Consider the following 18,285-nt stretch of genomic DNA (forward strand, 5'->3'; position numbering starts at 1 on the left):
ACTGGCTATTTGATGCAGATTGAGCCGGCGGGTTCAACGCAGTACGTTGAGCCGTAATCCTTGCACCTGATCATCATCCAGCTCAAGGCGCGCAGCACGAACCCGCGCCTCGACCAACGCCTCTCGCCATGCCTCGGCCTGCGGGCCTGCCAGGGTCACACGCATGGTGCTGTCGAGATTCAGGGCGCGGGCAACCACAGTCACCCAATCCTCGGTCGGCTGTTCATGTGCAGACAATTCCAGCGTGCCGGTCACACGCAGTTGGCGCATGAGTGTTGCCGGCGTTGGCAGCACTTCGGCCAGCGTCGCATTGGCCGTGAACAATTCGGCGTGCAGATAGGCCCGGCGGTTGCCCCGGGTAATGCTGTACAGCGCAACCAGTTGGTTGTCTTGCGGCGCTGCCAGTTTCAGCAAGGCATACGCCTGCTGATCATCCGGACCGTATAAACCCGACTCGCCGAACACCGAGTTGGCCCACAGGCTGCTGGCGCCACAATCACGCCCCTGGCACCAATAGAGCAATTCGCTGCCCTGTTTCAGCACATCTTCGCGGGCCTTGTTGAACACCTCATCGGAGCTGTGTGTGGAGGGCAATTGGTAGGTCAGCGCAATTCGGGTGCCGGTGGCCTCAATTGAATTTTCATAACGCAGCCGCCCGCTGATGCGGCGAATGGAACCTTGCGGATAGATCCGTTCCTGCTCGGCCTCTTCTTCGAAATTAACAATCTTGCTGCCCGCAAAACGCGGCAAAATTTCAAGATCACGGCTTCCCGCAACATCATTCGCCGCGCCATTTGCGCTCATGCAGGCGGCTGCCAACAACGCGCCGCAGAGCAGTTTCAAACCAGTTGAGCGCACCATTAGCGGGCCATCGTCTGTTGAGTGGACTGCGCTTTATCCGCAGGTTTGGGCACCAGCAAACCGCGCTGCACTGCAGCACGCTGATCGACCGTTTTCAACCAGCGTTGCAGGTTATCCAGGCCCTCAACCGAGACACCGGCCCAGTCGTATTGGCGCACCCAGGGAAATGTTGCAATGTCCGCAATGCTGTAGTCGCCGGCAATAAACTCGGATTCGCCCAACTTGGTATTCAGCACTTCGTACAGGCGACGGGTTTCGTTTTGATAGCGCTCGATGCCAACCTGAATTTTTTCCGGCAGATAGCGGTAGAACACATTGGCCTGACCTTGCATCGGGCCGATCCCGCCCATCTGGAACATCAACCACTGAATCACCTGCGAGCGTCCCTTGGCGTCGGTCGGCATGAGCTGACCGGTTTTCTCGGCGAGATAGAGCAACACCGCGCCAGACTCAAACACCACAAAATCATCATTCTCACGGTCGATGATCGCCGGGATTCGCCCGTTCGGATTGATCTTCAGAAATGCGGGCGACTTCTGTTGTTTTTGCTCGAAGCTAAGCGCATGGACTTCATAGGGCAGTTGCAGTTCTTCCAGTGCAATTGCCACTTTTTGACCGTTGGGTGTGGCGGCGGTGTAAAAATCGATCATGCGTTTCTCCATTGCATTCGCCCCCACCTTTCCCCAGTTGCCCTGACCAAGTCAAGATGGATGCAAGAATCCTTTGAAACAGTCTGCTACACGTTGCGCTCCGGCTTCGTCATCCACGTGCAGATGGTGCCCGCCCGACAACGTGGTGACAGTGAAATACGCAGCGTCCAACCACTCCAGCACAGTCTCATGACGACTCAACGAGCCGCTTTCGGCAATGATCAGATGTGCCGGGCACTGCACCCGACTGATGAAGGCGCGCGCGTGCGCTTGTGTCAGCCGCATCACCGAGGGCAGCATCAAACGGCTGTCCGTACGCCAAGTATAGCCGCCAGGGACCGGCATCAGTCCGCGCAGGGCCAGCAACTCGGCAGCCTCACGGCTGACGCCGATCATACCGGTCATGCGCGCCTCGACAGCCCGGTCAAACTCTCGGTAAACCGGCTTGCGCTTGTTGCCGACGGCCATAAGATCGCGCAATGCCTTGCCCATGCGCTCCGGCGCCTCATCGGCTTCACCGGTAAAAGGCACAAGACCATCAATCAACGCCAGGCGCTCTATGCGTTCCGGCAATGCACCGGCCATTAACACCGATACGATTGCGCCCATCGAGTGACCCAGCAGAGAGAACCGCTGCCAGCCCATTTGGTCGGCGACGGCGAGCACGTCATAAACGTAATCCCAGATGTCATAACTGGTTCCCGCAGGGCGATGATCAGAATGACCATGACCGGCGAAGTCGAGGGCGACGATACGCAAGCCGGTAAGCTTCGGCGCCAACCGGGCAAAGCTGGCGGCGTTATCCAGCCAGCCATGCAGCGCAATCACCGGCAGGCCATCCTCAGGGCCGTAAATGTGCGCCGCGAGTTCGGTGTGCGGCAGGCTGATGCGTACCTCTTCTACAGTCGCGCTCATGCGCTCTCCTTATGCTGCGCAGTTTGCGCCCAGCGGGTCAGCAGCTTCTTCAACAGAAGCGCGGTGGTATCCGGCTGCTCGAGCGGGAACATATGCCCGCCCGGGAGCGTGAAGGTTTCACCCACGGCCGCACGGCGAACCTTGCGGCTCATATGCGGCAATACCACCCGACTCTGCTCGCCCCGCACGATGGCCAGCGGCACCTGCAAATGTTGCGGTTGGCCTGGACTTGTATGCGGCACGTTGCGGTAAATGCTGATCTCGGTAGCCGGATCGAAACGCAGCCGCAGACGCCCATCCACCTCGTGCAGGCCGTGTTCGATATAAGCATTCAGGCAGTCGGGATGGAAACCGCGGAACAAGCTTTTGCCGGCAAAGTAACGGTGCGCTTCCTGGCTGTCGCTGAACTCTCCACGCCTGCCCAGCGTGCGCCCGGCAGGGGTCAGGTGATCAATAAAGCCAAAGCGTTTGGCCGCGCGCAGCACCACCTGATCGAGGGTGGTCAGCACGGGCGAATCGAGCATCACCACGCCACGATAGAGCTGCGGCTGGAGCAAGGCGGCGTGGTAGTGCAGCAATCCGCCGAGGGAATGCCCTACGCCCCAGACTGGCTCGCCGCTTTGTTGAACTCGGTCTTGCAGGTGATGAATCAACTCCTCGACCAGGCTGTGCCAGTTGGCGTTGACCGGAAAACGCGGGTCATGGCCATGTTGCGCCAGGTAATTCACCTGATACTCAGGCGCCAGCGCGGCGAACAACGGGCTGTAAGTGGCCGACGGGAAACCGTTGGCGTGGGCAAAGAAAATAGCCTGACTCATCAATCATTCAACCTTGTATTAACTGCGCAAATTGTCCGGCAGCCCCAAGGTGCTGACAACCACTGTAAACGCCAGTGATGATGCCAACTGCGCCATGGCAGAGCACCATGGCGCGTGCATCGTCAGCTAATCAAGATTTCGGCGGCTGGCTGCCCAATGGCACCACCGCAACGGTCAACCTTGAAATACAACTGGTCTTGCCATCGTCACCACTCAGGCGAATGTCCCATACATGCGTGGTACGGCCGATGTGCACGGGGTGTGCGACTGCTGTAACGCGGCCACTGCGCAAGCCGCGCAGGTGGTTGGCATTCACCTCAAGGCCAACGCAGTAAAACTGCTTGGGGTCGATGCACTGGTAGCTGGCGGTGGAGCCGAGGGTTTCCGCCAGCACCACCGAAGCCCCGCCGTGCAGCAAGCCGTAGGGTTGATGAGTCCGTGAATCGACCGCCATGCTGGCCGTGAGGCTGTTCTCGGTGTAACCCTCAAAACGAATATCGAGCACCTCACCGATGGTATTTTTCAGGGTGTCATTCAGCTCGCTGATTTCCGGATTCCGTTGCCACACACTCATGATTGCTCCTTAATGTTTCCATCCAATCCAGTCAGACTATCAAGCCCAGATGACTGGTTCCTGGCGTTCACTCCAGGCGGCGAAGTTGGCTTTGTAAGCGTCCTCCACCACCGTACGTTTTATTTTCAGGGTCGGCGTCAGGTAGCCATTTTCGATGCTCCAGACATCGCCCACCAGCACCAGGCTTTGCAAGCGCTCATGCTGGTCCAGCTTGGCGTTGACCTCCTCCAGCAAGCTTTTCAGGCTCTGCTCAAGTTCGACCCGTGCGCCATTGGCGGCCTCGTGCCGGCCCACGTCTGAAAGCACACATAAGGCCAAAGGCTTGGCCATGCTGTCACCGATGACGCAAACCTGCTCAATACGTGTATTAACCGCCAGGCGATTTTCAATTGGCGCGGGCGCGACATATTTACCCTTGCTGGTTTTGAATATCTCTTTAATCCGGCCGGTCAGGCGCAGATAACCTTCGGTATCCTGCTCGCCTTTATCACCGGTGCGCAAAAAGCCATCAGCCGTCATCGCCTCGGCGGTCTTTGCCGGCTCTTTGTAATAGCCCTGCATATTGGCGCCGCTGCGCACCAATACCTCGCCGTTGTCGTCAATGCGCACTTCAACGCCAATGCTGTTCTGGCCAATCCAGCCTTGGCGGAACTTGCCGTTGCGGCACACATGCGAATAACCGCAGTTCTCGGTCATGCCGTACACCTCAAGCACATCCAGGCCGAGGCGCTGATACCACTTGAGCAAGGCTTCTGGCACCGGCGCGGCGCCCGACAGAGCCAGGCGCACTGCATCGAGCCCCAGACCGCTGAGTACCTTGTTACCCACGCGCTTGCCAATTAGCGGCAGTTTGAGCATGAAGTCGAGCCGCTCAGCCGGCATTTTGCTGAATACGCCCATCTGGAACTTGGTCCAGATTCGCGGCACACCGAACAACAGCGTCGGTCTGGCGCGCTTGAGATCGTTGAGAAAGGTATCGAGGTTCTGGGCAAAGAAAACCGTCTGCCCGCCATAGAAAGAGGACATTTCGACGAACATCCGCTCGGCGATATGGCACAGCGGCAGATAGGACAGCACCCGGTCACTCTCATCGATAGTGAACATCTCGATTGAATGAACGGCGGCGAAAGCGAAATTACTGAAGTGGTGCATCACCCCTTTGGGCATGCCTGTGGTGCCGGAGGTGTAGATAATGCTCGCCAGCTGATCCGCGGCAGGCGTGGGCGAGTCGCTGATGGGGGCGCACTGCTGCAGGTCATGCCAGCTGTAGTTGAGGGGTTCGCTGGGGCACAACGGCAAGCCAATAGTCGGCACGTTTTCAGGTACACCTGGCGCCATGGCCGCCCAGTTGTCGAGCTTGCCGACAAACGCCAGCTCAACCTCGGCGTGTTGCAGAACCTGACGCACCGAGTCGGCCGTGAGGTTGGGATACAAGGGAACGGATACGTGTCCGGCCATCCAGATTGCCAGATCGGCGATAATCCAGTGCGCACAGTTTTTCGAGATAATCGCCACGCGGCTTCCGGCGGGGAGTTGCCTTTCGCGCAGCCAACCCGCGGCGCGTCTGGCCTGCTCACCGACGTTTTGCCAGGTCAGGTTTTCAACCGTGCCGTCGTCCTGCGGTTGAACCATGTAGAGTTTTTCCGGGTGAAGACGCTCACGCCGGTAGAACATCTCGAGCGGTAAACACGTTGCATCAGCCATCGAACCACCTCGCTTGTTATTGTTGTGAGGGCGAACCAAGCAATTGCTTGGTTGACTATTCCACGCACAAACACAACTCGCAAGGGCTAGTTACGATTGAATCTTCACCTATTTAGCTCAGTGATCCTGATGCACCAACGCCAGCCGATCAAAACCGCCCGCAGCAAGAAACTCACCTTCAAGCTCGGCAAGGCTGGCGGTATGCATCGGCAGCGGCTGCTGGCGATGGCCATGAATCAACCAGCCCGCAAGCGCACCGACCAGTGGCTGATGCGTCACCAGCAATAAATCGCGGCCTTCAAAAGGCCCAAGCTGCGCCAGAACGTCACGGGGATCATCATCGGGCGTCAGCCACGGCACCGTCTGCAAATCGCCTGCGAAACCAATGGCCTCGCGGACGATCTCAGCCGTTTGCTGGGCGCGCACATAAGGGCTCACCAAAATATGCTGCAGGGGTCGGCCACGCAGTTGCTCCGCGGCCAACAAAACTTGCGCCCTGCCCCGTGCTGTTAGCGGGCGTTGATCATCGCTGGACGCATAGGGCTGCGCCTCACCGTGCCTTAATAGCCACAAACGCATAGCGGCGATCTCACAGTTTAGGTTCTTCGTCGCGCACTGGGTGTGGCGCCGGCGGTACGCTGTGCGCCGCTTCACCTTCAGCCGGCTGAGCCACTGGCCAATCGGCGAATGGCCACGGCTTCTCATCCGTATTGAAGGTGCCGAAACGGCCGATCTGCGCCAAATACTGGCTGGTGCTGTCCCCGAGGCGCAGCAAAGTTGCGTTCGGTGCGCCGTAGAACAGTCGGTAAACCAGCTGCACCAGCACAACCGTGCCGAGCACAAACACGGCCAACTGCCAGATAATGGTGAAGATCACCATCCACAATATCCGCAACAAAATGGATTCGCGGTCGATCTCTTGGGCCTGATTGCTCATTGAGTATCCCTCTTAAAAGCCGGTTGCTGGAATGAAGTCGACATCAGTTTTCGGCTCGGCAAGCATCAAGGCGCCGATCACCTGCTTCAACGTTCGCCCTTCAAAAAGAATTGCATGCAAGCCAGTAACCAAAGGCATATAGACCTCCAGTTCCTCGGCACGCTCCTTGAGCACCTTGATGGTGTTCACGCCCTCGGCCACTTCGCCAAGGCGATCCACGGCCTCTTCCAGGCTCAAGCCCTCGCCCAGCGCGAAACCAACCTGATAGTTACGGCTTTTCGAAGACGAGCAGGTAACGATAAGGTCGCCAACCCCGGCAAGGCCGAGAAAGGTCATTGGATTGGCTCCCAGCTGCACGGCGAAACGCGTCATTTCCGCCAGTGCCCGGGTAATCAACATGCTTTTGGTGTTCTCGCCCATGCCCATCGCAGCGGCCATGCCGGCCATGATCGCGTAGACGTTTTTCAGCGCGCCGCCGAGTTCGACCCCAAAACGATCACCGCTGGCGTAAACGCGAAACGTAGGGCCGTGAAGGACGGCTTGCACTTGCAGGCACAGGGCCTCGTCTTCACTGGCGATCACCGAAGCGGTTAGCGCACCTTCGGCCACTTCACGGGCCAAATTAGGGCCGGATAGCACGCCAATGCGCGCATCTGGGGCAATATCTTCAAGTATCTGGCTCATCAGCTTGAAGCTCTTGGCTTCGATGCCCTTGGTGGTGCTCACCAGAATCTTACCCGCCAATTGTTCTGCAACAGGTTGCAGAGCCTGACGCAGCGCACTCGACGGCAGAGCAACAAAAATAACCTCGGCGCTTTGCACAGCGCGCTCAAGGTCGGTTAATGGCTCAATGCCGGGCAATATCTTGATGCCCTTGAGGTAACGCGGGTTTTCCCCATTTTGTTTTATAGCTTCAACCTGCTCAGGATCACGCATCCAGTGCAGTACAGGCTGACCGTTTTGGGCTAGCAGGTTGGCAATTGCGGTGCCGAAGCTGCCGCCGCCGAGTACGGCGATAGGTTGCTGCTCAGTCATAACAAGTCCGTAGTTAGCCATGTGCCATGGCGATCTAAACGCATTATACGGGCCATAAACCTCTCGGCCAGCACTTGCTCTAACCCAATGCCTTAGCCAACATAGAACGCCGGCCTGTCAGGGCTGCTGAAACACGCGCCCCGCAGGCAGAAAACGTCTAATAATCAGGATCACTTATGAGTACCGCTCGCACACTCAACTCAGGCAAACCGTGCCATGCGCGTTAACATGCCGGTAAGGTTGCCATGTATTGCCAGGGCGCAGCACCTGCGCGCAGCCGCCTGCAACGCCTTTAATCCCGCTGGTGTGCAGCTCAGCCATGACACTTAATCGTCACTGGAGCATACACACGCGCATCCAGCTGATCAGCATCGGTCCGGCGTTGCTGGTCACTATATTGCTGATCAGTTATTTCACTTACTCACGCCTTGGGGATTTGCGCGAAACATTGCGCAGCAACGGTCAGTTGATTGCCGATCATCTGGCCCCGGCTTCCGCACACGGCATGGAAGAAGACAACCTCGGCGCGCTCGACGCCTTGCTGGAAAGCGCCCTGAGTAATCCATATGTACGCTTTCTTGAGATACGCGACGCCCGGAACAACGTGCTGCTTTATCGCGAAAAGGGCCAGGCGACTGAGCATGCGCCTGCCAACCTGATGGTATTTGAGGCGCCAGTCGAGCACAGCCCACTGGCATTGGGTAAGGCCACAGACACTCGCAACAGCCCCCACGTTCTGGGCAAGGTCACCGTCGGCGTGAGCGATGAGGTGCTGCGCCAACAACAGCACGATGCACTGATCAAAGCTGCACTGCTGGCGCTGATGGCATTGATTCTGGCCTTCATTGTGGCGCGTCATCTTGCCCGGCGCTTGTCCAGGCCGATCAGCTCGATGGTTAACGCCGTCACCGAAATATCCGCAGGCAATTACCAGGCGCATATCACCGAGCCAGACAATACCGAACTCGGCACTTTGGCGCGGCATATCAACAGCCTGGCGAAAAGCCTCGATCATACGGGCCGCGAACATCAGCAAGCCTTCGCCGAACTCCTGCAAACACGCGAAGAAGCCGAACAGGCCAACCGCGCCAAGTCAGATTTCCTGGCCATGATGAGCCACGAGTTGCGCACGCCAATGAATGGCGTGCTGGGCATGTTGCAGCTACTTGAAACCACCGACATGAACGATGAGCAGCAGGAATACAACGCGCTTGCCGTAGAGTCGACTGAGCACCTGCTTAAAGTCATCAACGATATTCTGGATTTCTCCCGTATCGAGCGCCGTGCCATCGAGCTTGAGTATTTGTCGTTCAATCTTCAGCAACTGCTCAACAACTCGCTGCAGGCATTCCAGCACACCGCCAAACAGTTGGGGTTAGAGCTGATCATGGATGCACAACCGGGGCTGGAACTGATCGAGGTCAAGGCGGACCCAACGCGCATCCGCCAGATTGTCGTCAACCTGATCGGCAATGCCCTGAAGTTCACTCAACAGGGCAGCGTGACCTTGAAGACCCGGTGGCAACAGCTGGACGATCAGGTGCTGTGGTTCAGCTGTTCGGTCAGCGACACTGGCATTGGTATTGCACCCGAACAGCTTGAGCATATGTTCAGCCCTTTTCAGCAGGCGGACAGTTCGATATCAAGACGTTACGGGGGCACGGGATTGGGTTTGTCGATTGCCAAAACCCTCGCAGAATGCATGAGCGGCAGCCTGGTCGCCGTGAGCAAGCAAGGCCATGGTTCAACATTCACCCTCGAATTGCCGTTGCCATTCACACACCAGTCACAACAGCCGGTCAACTTATCGCAGAAACCATTGCCCAATAACCATCACCACGTGCTGCTGGTTGAAGACAACCCGGTCAATCAGACGGTGATCGAGGCCATGTTGCGCAGCCTGGGCTATAAGGTTGATCTGGTCGAAGATGGCGCCCAAGCTGTAAGCATGCAAAACCATCAACGCTACGCAGCCATTTTGATGGATTGCCGCTTGCCAGTGATGGATGGCTACGAAGCGACGCGACAGATACGTCAGCTAAAACATTGCAAAAAGTTGCCCATAATCGCGCTCACCGCCAATGCGCTACAGGGCGACAGAGAGGCCTGTTTGAACGCGGGAATGAACGATTACCTTGCAAAACCGTTCAAAAGAGCAGACCTGCACAAAGTACTTGAACGCTGGCTGAATGCTCAAAATAGTGAGCACGGTCAGTCGGAGGAATCGACTTAAGACTTGTCTACTAGAGACAAACGGTCCGCATTTCAGGGAGAATAGGCACAGAACGGTGTACAACTGTACTCACAAGCGCTGTGACTTTCACTACAACGCAATAGTCTATGACTAAGCTACTGGCCCAAGCACATTATTCGCTGAATGCCAGTGAAGACCATACGCCCAACCTTGGCGCGTGGGGATTATTGAGGAGCTCGCATGACCAAACAAAACGCCTTCACCCGGGAAGACCTGTTGCGCTGCAGCCGCGGCGAACTGTTCGGCCCAGGTAATGCGCAACTACCTGCCCCAAACATGTTGATGATGGACCGTATCGTCCATATCAGTGAAACCGGTGGCAAGTACGGCAAGGGCGAGATCGTCGCTGAACTCGATATCACCCCTGATCTATGGTTCTTTGCGTGCCACTTCGAAGGTGATCCGGTTATGCCGGGCTGCCTCGGTCTTGACGCCATGTGGCAGCTGGTAGGTTTCTACCTGGGCTGGCAAGGCAATCCGGGCCGCGGGCGCGCTCTGGGTTCAGGTGAAGTTAAGTTCTTCGGCCAGGTATTGCCGACCGCGAAAAAACTCACCTACACCCTGCACATCAAACGCACTATCACCCGTTCGCTGATCCTGGCCATCGCCGATGGTACGGTCAGTGTTGATGGCCGTGAAATTTATAGTGCAGAAGGCCTGCGCGTCGGCCTGTTCACATCCACCGACAGCTTCTGAAGGATTTTTCCATGCGCCGTGTCGTGATTACCGGTCTGGGCATTGTTTCTTGCCTAGGCAATGACAAAGAAACCGTCTCAGCCAACCTCCGCGCTGGTAAGGCTGGTATCCGTTTTAACCCTGCCTATGCCGAAATGGGCCTGCGCAGTCATGTTTCCGGCTCCATCGACCTCAACCTTGAAGAAGTAATCGACCGCAAGATCTTACGCTTCATGGGCGATGCAGCTGCCTTTGCCTACCTCTCCATGGATGCGGCAATCAAAGATTCAGGCCTGAGCCCGGAAGACGTTTCCAACCCGCGCACCGGCTTGATCGCAGGTTCCGGTGGTGCTTCGACGCTGAATCAGATGGAAGCCATCGACACCCTGCGCGAAAAAGGCGTCAAGCGTGTCGGGCCTTACCGTGTAACCCGCACCATGGGCAGCACCGTATCGGCCTGCCTGGCCACGCCATTCAAGATCAAGGGCGTGAACTATTCGGTCTCCTCGGCTTGCGCAACCAGTGCTCACTGCATTGGCCAGGCTATGGAACAGATCCAGCTCGGCAAACAAGATATTGTCTTCGCCGGCGGCGGTGAAGAAGAGCACTGGAGCCAGAGCTGCCTGTTTGATGCCATGGGCGCCCTCTCCACCCAATACAACGACACGCCAGAGAAAGCTTCGCGTGCCTACGATGCCAAGCGTGACGGTTTCGTCATCGCCGGTGGCGGCGGCATGGTTGTAGTCGAAGAGCTCGAACACGCACTGGCCCGTGGCGCCAAGATTTACGCCGAAGTGATTGGTTACGGCGCAACATCCGACGGCTACGACATGGTTGCGCCAAGCGGTGAAGGTGCTATTCGCTGCATGCAGCAAGCCCTCGCGACGGTTGACGCACCGATCGACTACCTCAACACCCACGGCACCTCCACGCCGGTAGGTGATGTGGCCGAAATGCGTGGCGTGCGTGAAGTCTTCAAGGACAAAGCGCCAGCCATCAGCTCGACCAAGAGCCTGTCGGGCCACTCTCTGGGCGCCGCAGGCGTGCAGGAAGCCATTTACTGCATGCTGATGATGGAAGGTAAGTTCATCGCCGGCTCAGCCAACATCGAAGAACTCGACCCGGAAGTGGCGGACCTGCCAATTGCCCTCGAGACGCGCGAAAACGTTGAGCTCAACACCGTGATGAGCAACAGCTTCGGCTTCGGTGGCACCAACGCTACGCTGGTTTTGCAACGCTGGACCGGCAAGTAAGTCGTGCAGCTGTAAGCACGGCTGATGTCGTACAAAAAAGGGGCGCTTTAAGCGCCCCTTTTTAATGCCTGCGATTAGTCCGGTCAGCGCACGGTGAAACGCTGTTCAAGCAACTTTCGGTCGCCCTGAAACACCATGAACTGCCACTCGCCTGGCACGATTTCATAGGCTTCAGTGAACTCATACGCCATGACGTCATTCTTCACATCAGCCGCGACTTCCTGCTGCACCACGAATTTGTCATGGCGCTTACCGTCCGGTGTGATCACGCCCGGCGTGAGATACAGCAGCGTCAACGGCTCTTCGCCCTTGCTCTTGCCACTCAACTGGTAGCGCACGCCAAACTTGCTGCCCAGCTTCGCCGGCACAACCTTTGTGCGCTCCATCGGCCGACCGGCCTGACCGAGAATTCGCTCGCCAGACTTGAACTCTTTGTAGTCGCTCGGAAAAACGCCGTACTCGACCGGGCCTTCGACCCGGACTTCAGCATGCGTAGCAGTTGCAAAGGTCAGGCAGGCCACACTCAACAGTGCCGGCAATCGGGAGTAAAACATGATGCGCTCCTTGTTTTAGATCCCGCGAGCCTATGACAACCTCATGACAAGCCGATGACAACTGCTGTTAGCGACCCTCCTGCCCCGCGACCTCAGCCTGAACCTTGCGCGGCAATACGGCGAGGAAATTATCGCGGGCAACCTGCTGAGCAACCGCCTCGGGAAGCGCATCGAGAAACGGATCGAACTCTGACATGATTTTGCCCACATTGTCGAAACGCCCCACCACATCTGATCCAAGCATGAAGCGCGCCGGGTAACTACTCACCAACTGCACCCACTCAGGGTCCGGATTGCCGTCAGCGTCGAGCAAGTAAGGGTGCAAAACCGTCCACGAAAGGTCGATATAAAGATTCGGGTATTGCTCAAGCATCCGCGTGATCGTGGGCAGAAGGAAATCCAGCTTCTTCTGATGGCGATGAATTTCTTTACTGGTGCCCGCGTGCGCCCAAATGAAGCGCACATTCGGATGATTGCGCAGCGCGGTCTCGACCTCCTCCAGGTACAGCGGATTATCTTCGCGCTTGGAGGTGATATTCGAGTGCAGCATCACCGGCAAATCATATTCGGCAGCCAGATGATAAATACGCGCCAGCGCCTCGTTATCGGCGCGCGGCGTTTCCCCGTCGATCAAAGACGTCAGGTCATCGTGGCGGGTGAAAATCTCACCAATCCCCTGCCAGAGCCCCGGGTCCAGCTCCAGCATTTGCCGCACCAGCGCATCGGCATTCTTGTCGTTCGGATTGATCCCCGACAAGAACGGATGAAAACGCTCACGCTGCTCGGCCGGAAGACGCTTGTAGGCGCTGGCAATGAACGTATCGGTGGCGCTGAACCAATAAGCACCCGCATCATCCCCGGCGTAATAGCGTGGCCGCTTGGGCTCATCCTCGTGCCACTTCTTGGCCACCGGAATACCGGACAACATCACATGATCAATTCTGCCTTCAGCCATCTTGCTGAACAGCTCATCCATTCCAGCCGTTTCCTGAAAGAAATCGACGTAATGCAGATGCGCATCACTGTAGTGATATTCACGCGCCTGCGCGCCCGCAGAGAGCGCCGCAACCAACAACAAACCCATTCGAGATAACCGCAAATGCCTACACTCCATGTGATCTACGCAAAATAGACTCAATGATGCACGCCAAGTTCAGCAGCCTGCTTTCACGTGCCAAACGCACCGATCAATCAGGTATTTGCTACTGTGCGCTAACCGCCCAAACAACCGCAGCCGAGACCACAGAACATGAGCGCACCGCTGTCGATCCAGCCACGCAAGGACACCGTCGAAGGGCACCCCATTTTGCGCCCACTGCCCAGCGCCAAGTGCCGCAGCATCGGCCCTTTCGTATTCTTCGATCACATGCTTGAACATGACTATGCGCCCGGCAGCGGTATGAGTATCGACCAACATCCGCATATCGGCCTGTCGACCCTGACCTATCTGTTCGAGGGCAACTTGCAGCACAAAGACAGCCTGGGCTCCGATCAAATTGTCAGCCCCGGCGATGTGAGCTGGATGACCGCAGGCAAAGCGGTCGCCCACGTCGAGCGCACTCCTGAAACGCTCAAGCAAAGCGGCGGGAAATTGCATGGCCTGCAGATCTGGCTGGCCCTGCCCGCCAGTGAAGAGATGTGCGATCCCAGCTACACCTACTACCCGGCGGCCAGCCTGCCGGTAAGCGAAGGGCTTGGGGTTCGCATTTGCCTGATTGCCGGGACTGGCTTTTGCCTGGAGTCGCCCGTCAACGTGCGCTCAGCCACGCTTTACGCCGATATTCAAATGCAGGCTGGCTCGACCCTGGCGATTCCTGACGAGCACCCAGAGCGGGCGATCTATTTATTGTCAGGCGAGGCATTGCTGGACGACACGCCCATCGCAGCGCAGCAACTTGTGGTGCTGCCGGCCGGGCAATTGATGACGGTCACGGCGTGCAGCGAATGCCACTGGGTGATCATTGGCGGAGCGCCTATTGGAGCGCGGCGGATCAATTGGAATTTTGTTGCCAGCGATGCGGCGCTTATCGATCAGGCGCGCGCACGCTGGGCAAACGAAGACTGGCCCAGCGTGCCAGGCGAGACCCGGCGTATTGCCTTGCCGCGCTGACCTCAGGGTGCGACAAACACCTCATCAAGCAGATTGTGCATGGCCTTGAATGAACGAGCCGCGACCAACGGATGATATTGGTTGCGCCCCGGCACATTGGCGTCCGGATTGGTAAATGAATGCACGGCGCCGCCGTAACTGACCAGTTGCCAGTCAGCCTTGGCAGACTTCATTTCGGCGACAAAGCCATCGACCTGAGCCTGCGGCACAGACGGATCATCGGCGCCATGCAACACCAACACCGGCGCCTTGATGTTCTTGGCATCGTCTGGATTAGGCGTATCCAAATTACCGTGGAATGACACGAACGCTTTTAAATCAGCCCCGGAGCGGGCCAGTTCGAGCACTGTTCCGCCGCCAAAACAAAAACCGATCGCGCCCAGCCTGCTGGCATCCAACGCCACGCCCGCACCCTCAGCTTTGAGTACTTCGACGGCCGACTGCGCGCGCTTGCGCATCATTACCCGGTCGGCACGCACCGCACCTGCGGCCTTGCCCGCCTCTTCCGGGTTGGTTGGACGAATCGACTTGCCATACATGTCTGCGACGAACACCACATACTTGTCGCCCGCGACCAGAGCGGCCTTTTTCGCAGCGTTCTCGGTTACGCCCAGCCAGTTAGGCACCATCAGCAAGCCGGGGCGCGGCGTTTTGATGCTCTGATCATAAACCAGCAAGCCCTCGTACTCGGCACCGTCAATTTCATAACCCACTGTTTTAGCCACCATTTCGGCGTTGGCAAGGCTGCTGATCCCCAACAGTGCATAGGGAAGAATCGACTTGATCATGACAAAGGCTCCACTGGCAAATGATCATCCAACAGTAGACGCACTCAGGCGCAATACCAAGTGTTCGCGACGCGTACAGAATATTCAGGGGAAAGCCGTAATCGGCATGCCTAAATCGCAGGCACAAAAAAGCCGCTCTATTGAGCGGCTTTTTTGTTTATTTGGAGCGGGAAACGAGACTCGAACTCGCGACCCCGACCTTGGCAAGGTCGTGCTCTACCAACTGAGCTATTCCCGCAAATTACAGCACGCTAAACAACAGCGCTTACAACAAAAATGGCGTCCCCTAGGGGACTCGAACCCCTGTTACCGCCGTGAAAGGGCGGTGTCCTAGGCCACTAGACGAAGGGGACCTTGAACTTTTTTTCGTTCGATCAAGTTACCTTAATCAAACACGACGATGGTTTTCAAGCATCACCGCAAAATTTGGAGCGGGAAACGAGACTCGAACTCGCGACCCCGACCTTGGCAAGGTCGTGCTCTACCAACTGAGCTATTCCCGCAAATTACAGCACGCTAAACAACAGCGCTTACAACAAAAATGGCGTCCCCTAGGGGACTCGAACCCCTGTTACCGCCGTGAAAGGGCGGTGTCCTAGGCCACTAGACGAAGGGGACATTGCCCGGATATCACTACATGCCATCCGACTTCACTAGGCTTCGTCTTTCAACATTGCGCTAAGAAGTGGCGCGCATTCTATGGAGCCAGAAGCAACTCGTCAACACTTCTGTAAAAATTTTTTAAAATCAAAGACTTCACCCGCTAATTCAGCCCCACACTACCCACTTATAAAGCCTAGGCACTACACTCGGGCAAAATCTAAGCACTGCACGGAGCTGATAGATGTCGCCCCTGGTCATTACCATTCTTGTTGTATCGGGCATTGGCCTGCTCATTGCCATTGCCTACTGTAACCACTGGGTGGAGCGCAAAAAGCTCGAAACCTCGCGGCGCACCTCGGAGTTGAATGACCGCATCCAACGCTGCAGCGGTCTGTCCGACGCCCTGCCCGGCCAGCTAATGTCGGCTGACCTCAAGCTGCTGCTCAGCCGCCTGCAATTGCACTTCGTCAATCAGCTTCTGCTGCTCGACAAAAAAAACCAGGGTGCAATCAGCCGCAAGCAAGCACTCACCCAGCAATTGTCTCTGGGCCAGGACATTGTTCTGAATAACCCGCTGCAGGCAATCAACTCTGAGCCGCGCGGCAATGAAGTGCGCCAGCAACTGGAAAACCTGCACACGTTGATCCTGCGCAGCGCCAAAGATGGCGCCCTGAGCGTGCAGGAAGCCAAACACTGGCAAGGCGAAGTGCAACACCTGCTGGCGCAAATGCATATAGAGCTGTTCAGCAGCATCGGTCGCCTGGCCTTACAGAACGGCCAGCCTGGCAGAGCGCGACGGGCATTTGAGCAAGGCGTGCAAATGCTGCATAAACAGCCTTCACCGGAGCGCTACCAACGCGCAATAGAGAAGCTGCAAGCGCAACTCGATCAGGCCAACAGCCAACTGGTCGAAACCTCGCCAGCGCCACTTGCCGAAGACAGCGAACTGAATGCCGGCCTCAAAGGGCTTGAAACCGAAGAGGACTGGAAGAAGAAGTCGATCTACGACTAGCCGCAATTAGCTTGGGAGCAAGCTAACGGGCTGCTGGATGAAACAGCAGGCTCAAATAATCCATAAAAAAGCCCGGTGATCCGGGCTTTTTGTTGCGTGTAATCGTTTCAGATATCCGTGGCCTGCACAAACACCTCGACCATCTGCTCGATGCCGCGCTGATCTGCCTCGGAGAAGCGACCCACGTTCGGGCTATCGAGATCAAGCACACCGATCAGCCGCCCGTCCTTGATTACCGGCACCACCAACTCACTGTTAGACGCGCTGTCGCAAGCGATATGGCCAGCAAAGGCATGCACATCTTCTACCCGCTGCGTGAGCCGGGTCGCAGCCGCAGCGCCGCAGACGCCTCGGCCGAACGGGATGCGCACGCACGCCACTTTGCCCTGGAACGGGCCGAGCACCAGCTCCTCACCGCGCGCCAGATAAAAGCCAGCCCAGTTGAGGTCGGCTACTTCCTGAAACAGAAACGCCGAGAACTGCGCCGCATTGGCAATAAAGTCCCGCTCACCCGCGAGCAACGCCTGCAACTGCGCCACCTGCAAGGCATACCCGGCCAACTCATCACTCGCCTGTGGTAACTCGATCACTTATTGGCTCCCAAAAGCTGTAAACCCACCCACTGGCGGGCAAATTGATAGGCACAACGGCCATTGCGATTACCCCGCCCACCGGCCCAGCGTACCGCTGTCACCTCAAGCGCCTCGTCCCACTGCCATTGCAGGCCAGACTTCGCTGCCAGCACCTCGATCCAATGGCGAACCACTTGCAGGTAGTGTGGCTGGGTGAACGGATAAAACGACAACCAAAGGCCGAAACGATCGGACAACGCCACGGTATCCTCTACCGCTTCGGTTGGATGCACCTCACCGTCGACCAACTGATAGTCGGCGTTGTCACTCATTTTCTCGGGAACCAGATGCCGGCGGTTGGAGGTCGCGTAAAGCAGCACGTTATCGGGTGCGCGCTCCAGCGAACCATCCAGCACCGTCTTGAGTATCCGAAAATCACCTTCGCCAGCACTGAATGACAAATCATCACAGAACAGCACAAATCGCTGCGGCAACTTGCTGAGCAGTTCGACCACGCGCGGCAGATCAGCCAGATGATCACGTTCGATTTCTATCAGGCGTAATCCCTGCGCGGCGTGCTCACTCAACAGCGCACGCACCAGCGATGACTTGCCGGTGCCTCGGGAGCCCCAGAGTAACGCATGGTTGGCCGGCATCCCTTGTAAGAACTGACGGGTATTACCGGCCAGCTGGTCGCGCTGCTTGTCTACCCCAATAAGATCAGCCAAGCCCATATCGAGACTGACTTCCAGAGGCTGCAAATAACCGCTACGCCCTTCGCGATGCCAACGCGCTGCCACCGTTTGCTGCCAGTCGATTTCGATAGGCGGCGCCGGAAGCAAAGGCTCAAGACGGGCCAATACCGACTCGGCACGGCGTAAAAAATCACTCAACTGAGAGTCCACAACTTGCTCCTCTGTTAGCCAACTGCAACCACCACCGCACCCTCAGGCCGGGCGAATACGCTATC

The 18,285-nt window shown here is 57.2% G+C and carries 20 protein-coding genes and 4 tRNA genes; 5 read left to right on the plus strand and 19 right to left on the minus strand.

Annotation, left to right across the window (positions count from 1 at the left end; all coding sequences use genetic code 11):
• Window positions 1-33: 33 nt before the first annotated feature.
• From BM395_RS00485 to BM395_RS23690, 10 genes are all read right to left on the minus strand, one after another.
• A complete protein-coding gene (locus tag BM395_RS00485; RefSeq protein WP_170860524.1) occupies window positions 34-861 on the minus strand; it encodes a DUF4892 domain-containing protein in 828 nt (275 codons plus the stop codon).
• Window positions 861-1,511, minus strand: coding sequence for a glutathione S-transferase family protein (locus tag BM395_RS00490; RefSeq protein ID WP_090508518.1), 651 nt, complete (start codon window positions 1,509-1,511; stop codon window positions 861-863). The genes BM395_RS00485 and BM395_RS00490 overlap by 1 nt, the downstream gene beginning before the upstream one ends.
• A 51-nt stretch (window positions 1,512-1,562) precedes the next feature.
• A complete protein-coding gene (locus BM395_RS00495; RefSeq protein WP_090508519.1) occupies window positions 1,563-2,426 on the minus strand; it encodes an alpha/beta hydrolase in 864 nt (287 codons plus the stop codon).
• The gene (locus BM395_RS00500; protein WP_090508520.1) at window positions 2,423-3,244 is read right to left on the minus strand and encodes an alpha/beta fold hydrolase; all 822 of its coding nucleotides are present in this window, start codon (window positions 3,242-3,244) and stop codon (window positions 2,423-2,425) included. The genes BM395_RS00495 and BM395_RS00500 overlap by 4 nt, the downstream gene beginning before the upstream one ends.
• A 130-nt stretch (window positions 3,245-3,374) precedes the next feature.
• Window positions 3,375-3,818 carry a hotdog fold thioesterase gene (locus BM395_RS00505; RefSeq protein WP_069898748.1) on the minus strand — a complete coding sequence of 148 codons (444 nt, stop codon included), beginning with the start codon at window positions 3,816-3,818 and terminating at the stop codon, window positions 3,375-3,377.
• Between the two features lie 39 nt (window positions 3,819-3,857).
• Window positions 3,858-5,522 (minus strand): AMP-binding protein, encoded by a 1,665-nt coding sequence (locus tag BM395_RS00510; RefSeq protein WP_090508521.1) that lies wholly within the window; start codon window positions 5,520-5,522, stop codon window positions 3,858-3,860.
• A 117-nt stretch (window positions 5,523-5,639) separates the two neighbouring features.
• Window positions 5,640-6,101 carry a phosphohistidine phosphatase SixA gene (sixA, locus tag BM395_RS00515; RefSeq protein ID WP_090508522.1) on the minus strand — a complete coding sequence of 154 codons (462 nt, stop codon included), beginning with the start codon at window positions 6,099-6,101 and terminating at the stop codon, window positions 5,640-5,642.
• 10 nt (window positions 6,102-6,111) lie between these two features.
• Entirely contained in the window at window positions 6,112-6,459 is a 348-nt protein-coding gene (locus tag BM395_RS00520; RefSeq protein ID WP_090508523.1) for a DUF4389 domain-containing protein, read from the minus strand.
• Between the two features lie 12 nt (window positions 6,460-6,471).
• The gene (locus BM395_RS00525) at window positions 6,472-7,494 is read right to left on the minus strand and encodes an NAD(P)H-dependent glycerol-3-phosphate dehydrogenase (protein WP_069898752.1); all 1,023 of its coding nucleotides are present in this window, start codon (window positions 7,492-7,494) and stop codon (window positions 6,472-6,474) included.
• A gap of 195 nt (window positions 7,495-7,689) precedes the next feature.
• Window positions 7,690-7,815, minus strand: a complete 126-nt coding sequence (locus BM395_RS23690; protein ID WP_280142199.1) for a hypothetical protein — start codon at window positions 7,813-7,815, stop codon at window positions 7,690-7,692.
• Here BM395_RS23690 and BM395_RS00530 point away from each other — a divergent pair.
• The 3 genes from BM395_RS00530 to fabB all read left to right on the plus strand — a co-directional run bounded on the left by BM395_RS00530 (window position 7,814) and on the right by fabB (window position 11,676).
• A complete protein-coding gene (locus BM395_RS00530; protein WP_090508524.1) occupies window positions 7,814-9,727 on the plus strand; it encodes a response regulator in 1,914 nt (637 codons plus the stop codon). The genes BM395_RS23690 and BM395_RS00530 overlap by 2 nt on opposite strands.
• Window positions 9,728-9,928: 201 nt before the next feature.
• Entirely contained in the window at window positions 9,929-10,444 is a 516-nt protein-coding gene (fabA, locus tag BM395_RS00535; protein ID WP_069898754.1) for a 3-hydroxyacyl-[acyl-carrier-protein] dehydratase FabA, read from the plus strand.
• Window positions 10,445-10,455: 11 nt separating this feature from the next.
• On the plus strand, window positions 10,456-11,676 hold the full coding sequence (gene fabB, locus BM395_RS00540; RefSeq protein ID WP_069898755.1) for a beta-ketoacyl-ACP synthase I: 1,221 nt from the start codon (window positions 10,456-10,458) through the stop codon (window positions 11,674-11,676).
• A gap of 83 nt (window positions 11,677-11,759) precedes the next feature.
• Here the strand turns inward: fabB and BM395_RS00545 are convergent, their stop codons facing one another.
• Window positions 11,760-12,230: a DUF3859 domain-containing protein gene (locus BM395_RS00545; protein WP_090508525.1), complete on the minus strand. Its 471-nt coding sequence runs from the start codon at window positions 12,228-12,230 to the stop codon at window positions 11,760-11,762.
• Between the two features lie 67 nt (window positions 12,231-12,297).
• Entirely contained in the window at window positions 12,298-13,314 is a 1,017-nt protein-coding gene (locus BM395_RS00550; protein ID WP_069898758.1) for an amidohydrolase family protein, read from the minus strand.
• 165 nt (window positions 13,315-13,479) lie between these two features.
• Here BM395_RS00550 and BM395_RS00555 point away from each other — a divergent pair, with 165 nt between their 5' ends.
• Window positions 13,480-14,340: a pirin family protein gene (locus tag BM395_RS00555; RefSeq protein ID WP_090508526.1), complete on the plus strand. Its 861-nt coding sequence runs from the start codon at window positions 13,480-13,482 to the stop codon at window positions 14,338-14,340.
• Between the two features lie 2 nt (window positions 14,341-14,342).
• Here the strand turns inward: BM395_RS00555 and BM395_RS00560 are convergent, their stop codons facing one another.
• The 5 genes from BM395_RS00560 to BM395_RS00580 all read right to left on the minus strand — a co-directional run bounded on the left by BM395_RS00560 (window position 14,343) and on the right by BM395_RS00580 (window position 15,746).
• Window positions 14,343-15,128, minus strand: coding sequence for a dienelactone hydrolase family protein (locus BM395_RS00560; RefSeq protein WP_090508527.1), 786 nt, complete (start codon window positions 15,126-15,128; stop codon window positions 14,343-14,345).
• Window positions 15,129-15,290: 162 nt separating this feature from the next.
• Window positions 15,291-15,366, minus strand: a tRNA-Gly gene (locus tag BM395_RS00565).
• Between the two features lie 39 nt (window positions 15,367-15,405).
• Window positions 15,406-15,481 (minus strand) — tRNA-Glu (locus BM395_RS00570).
• A gap of 74 nt (window positions 15,482-15,555) precedes the next feature.
• Window positions 15,556-15,631: transfer RNA gene (locus BM395_RS00575), tRNA-Gly, on the minus strand.
• 39 nt (window positions 15,632-15,670) lie between these two features.
• Window positions 15,671-15,746 (minus strand) — tRNA-Glu (locus BM395_RS00580).
• Window positions 15,747-15,972: 226 nt separating this feature from the next.
• On the opposite strand from BM395_RS00580, the gene BM395_RS00585 reads away from it, so the two are divergent.
• A complete protein-coding gene (locus BM395_RS00585) occupies window positions 15,973-16,743 on the plus strand; it encodes a hypothetical protein (RefSeq protein ID WP_090508528.1) in 771 nt (256 codons plus the stop codon).
• A 107-nt stretch (window positions 16,744-16,850) separates the two neighbouring features.
• Here the strand turns inward: BM395_RS00585 and BM395_RS00590 are convergent, their stop codons facing one another.
• Window positions 16,851-17,333 (minus strand): GAF domain-containing protein, encoded by a 483-nt coding sequence (locus tag BM395_RS00590; protein WP_069898766.1) that lies wholly within the window; start codon window positions 17,331-17,333, stop codon window positions 16,851-16,853.
• A complete protein-coding gene (locus tag BM395_RS00595; protein WP_090508529.1) occupies window positions 17,330-18,220 on the minus strand; it encodes an ATP-binding protein in 891 nt (296 codons plus the stop codon). The genes BM395_RS00590 and BM395_RS00595 overlap by 4 nt, the downstream gene beginning before the upstream one ends.
• Window positions 18,221-18,285 lie beyond the last annotated feature (65 nt).

Origin of the sequence: Pseudomonas marincola, assembly GCF_900116605.1 — a bacterium.
Lineage (GTDB): Bacteria > Pseudomonadota > Gammaproteobacteria > Pseudomonadales > Pseudomonadaceae > Aquipseudomonas > Aquipseudomonas marincola.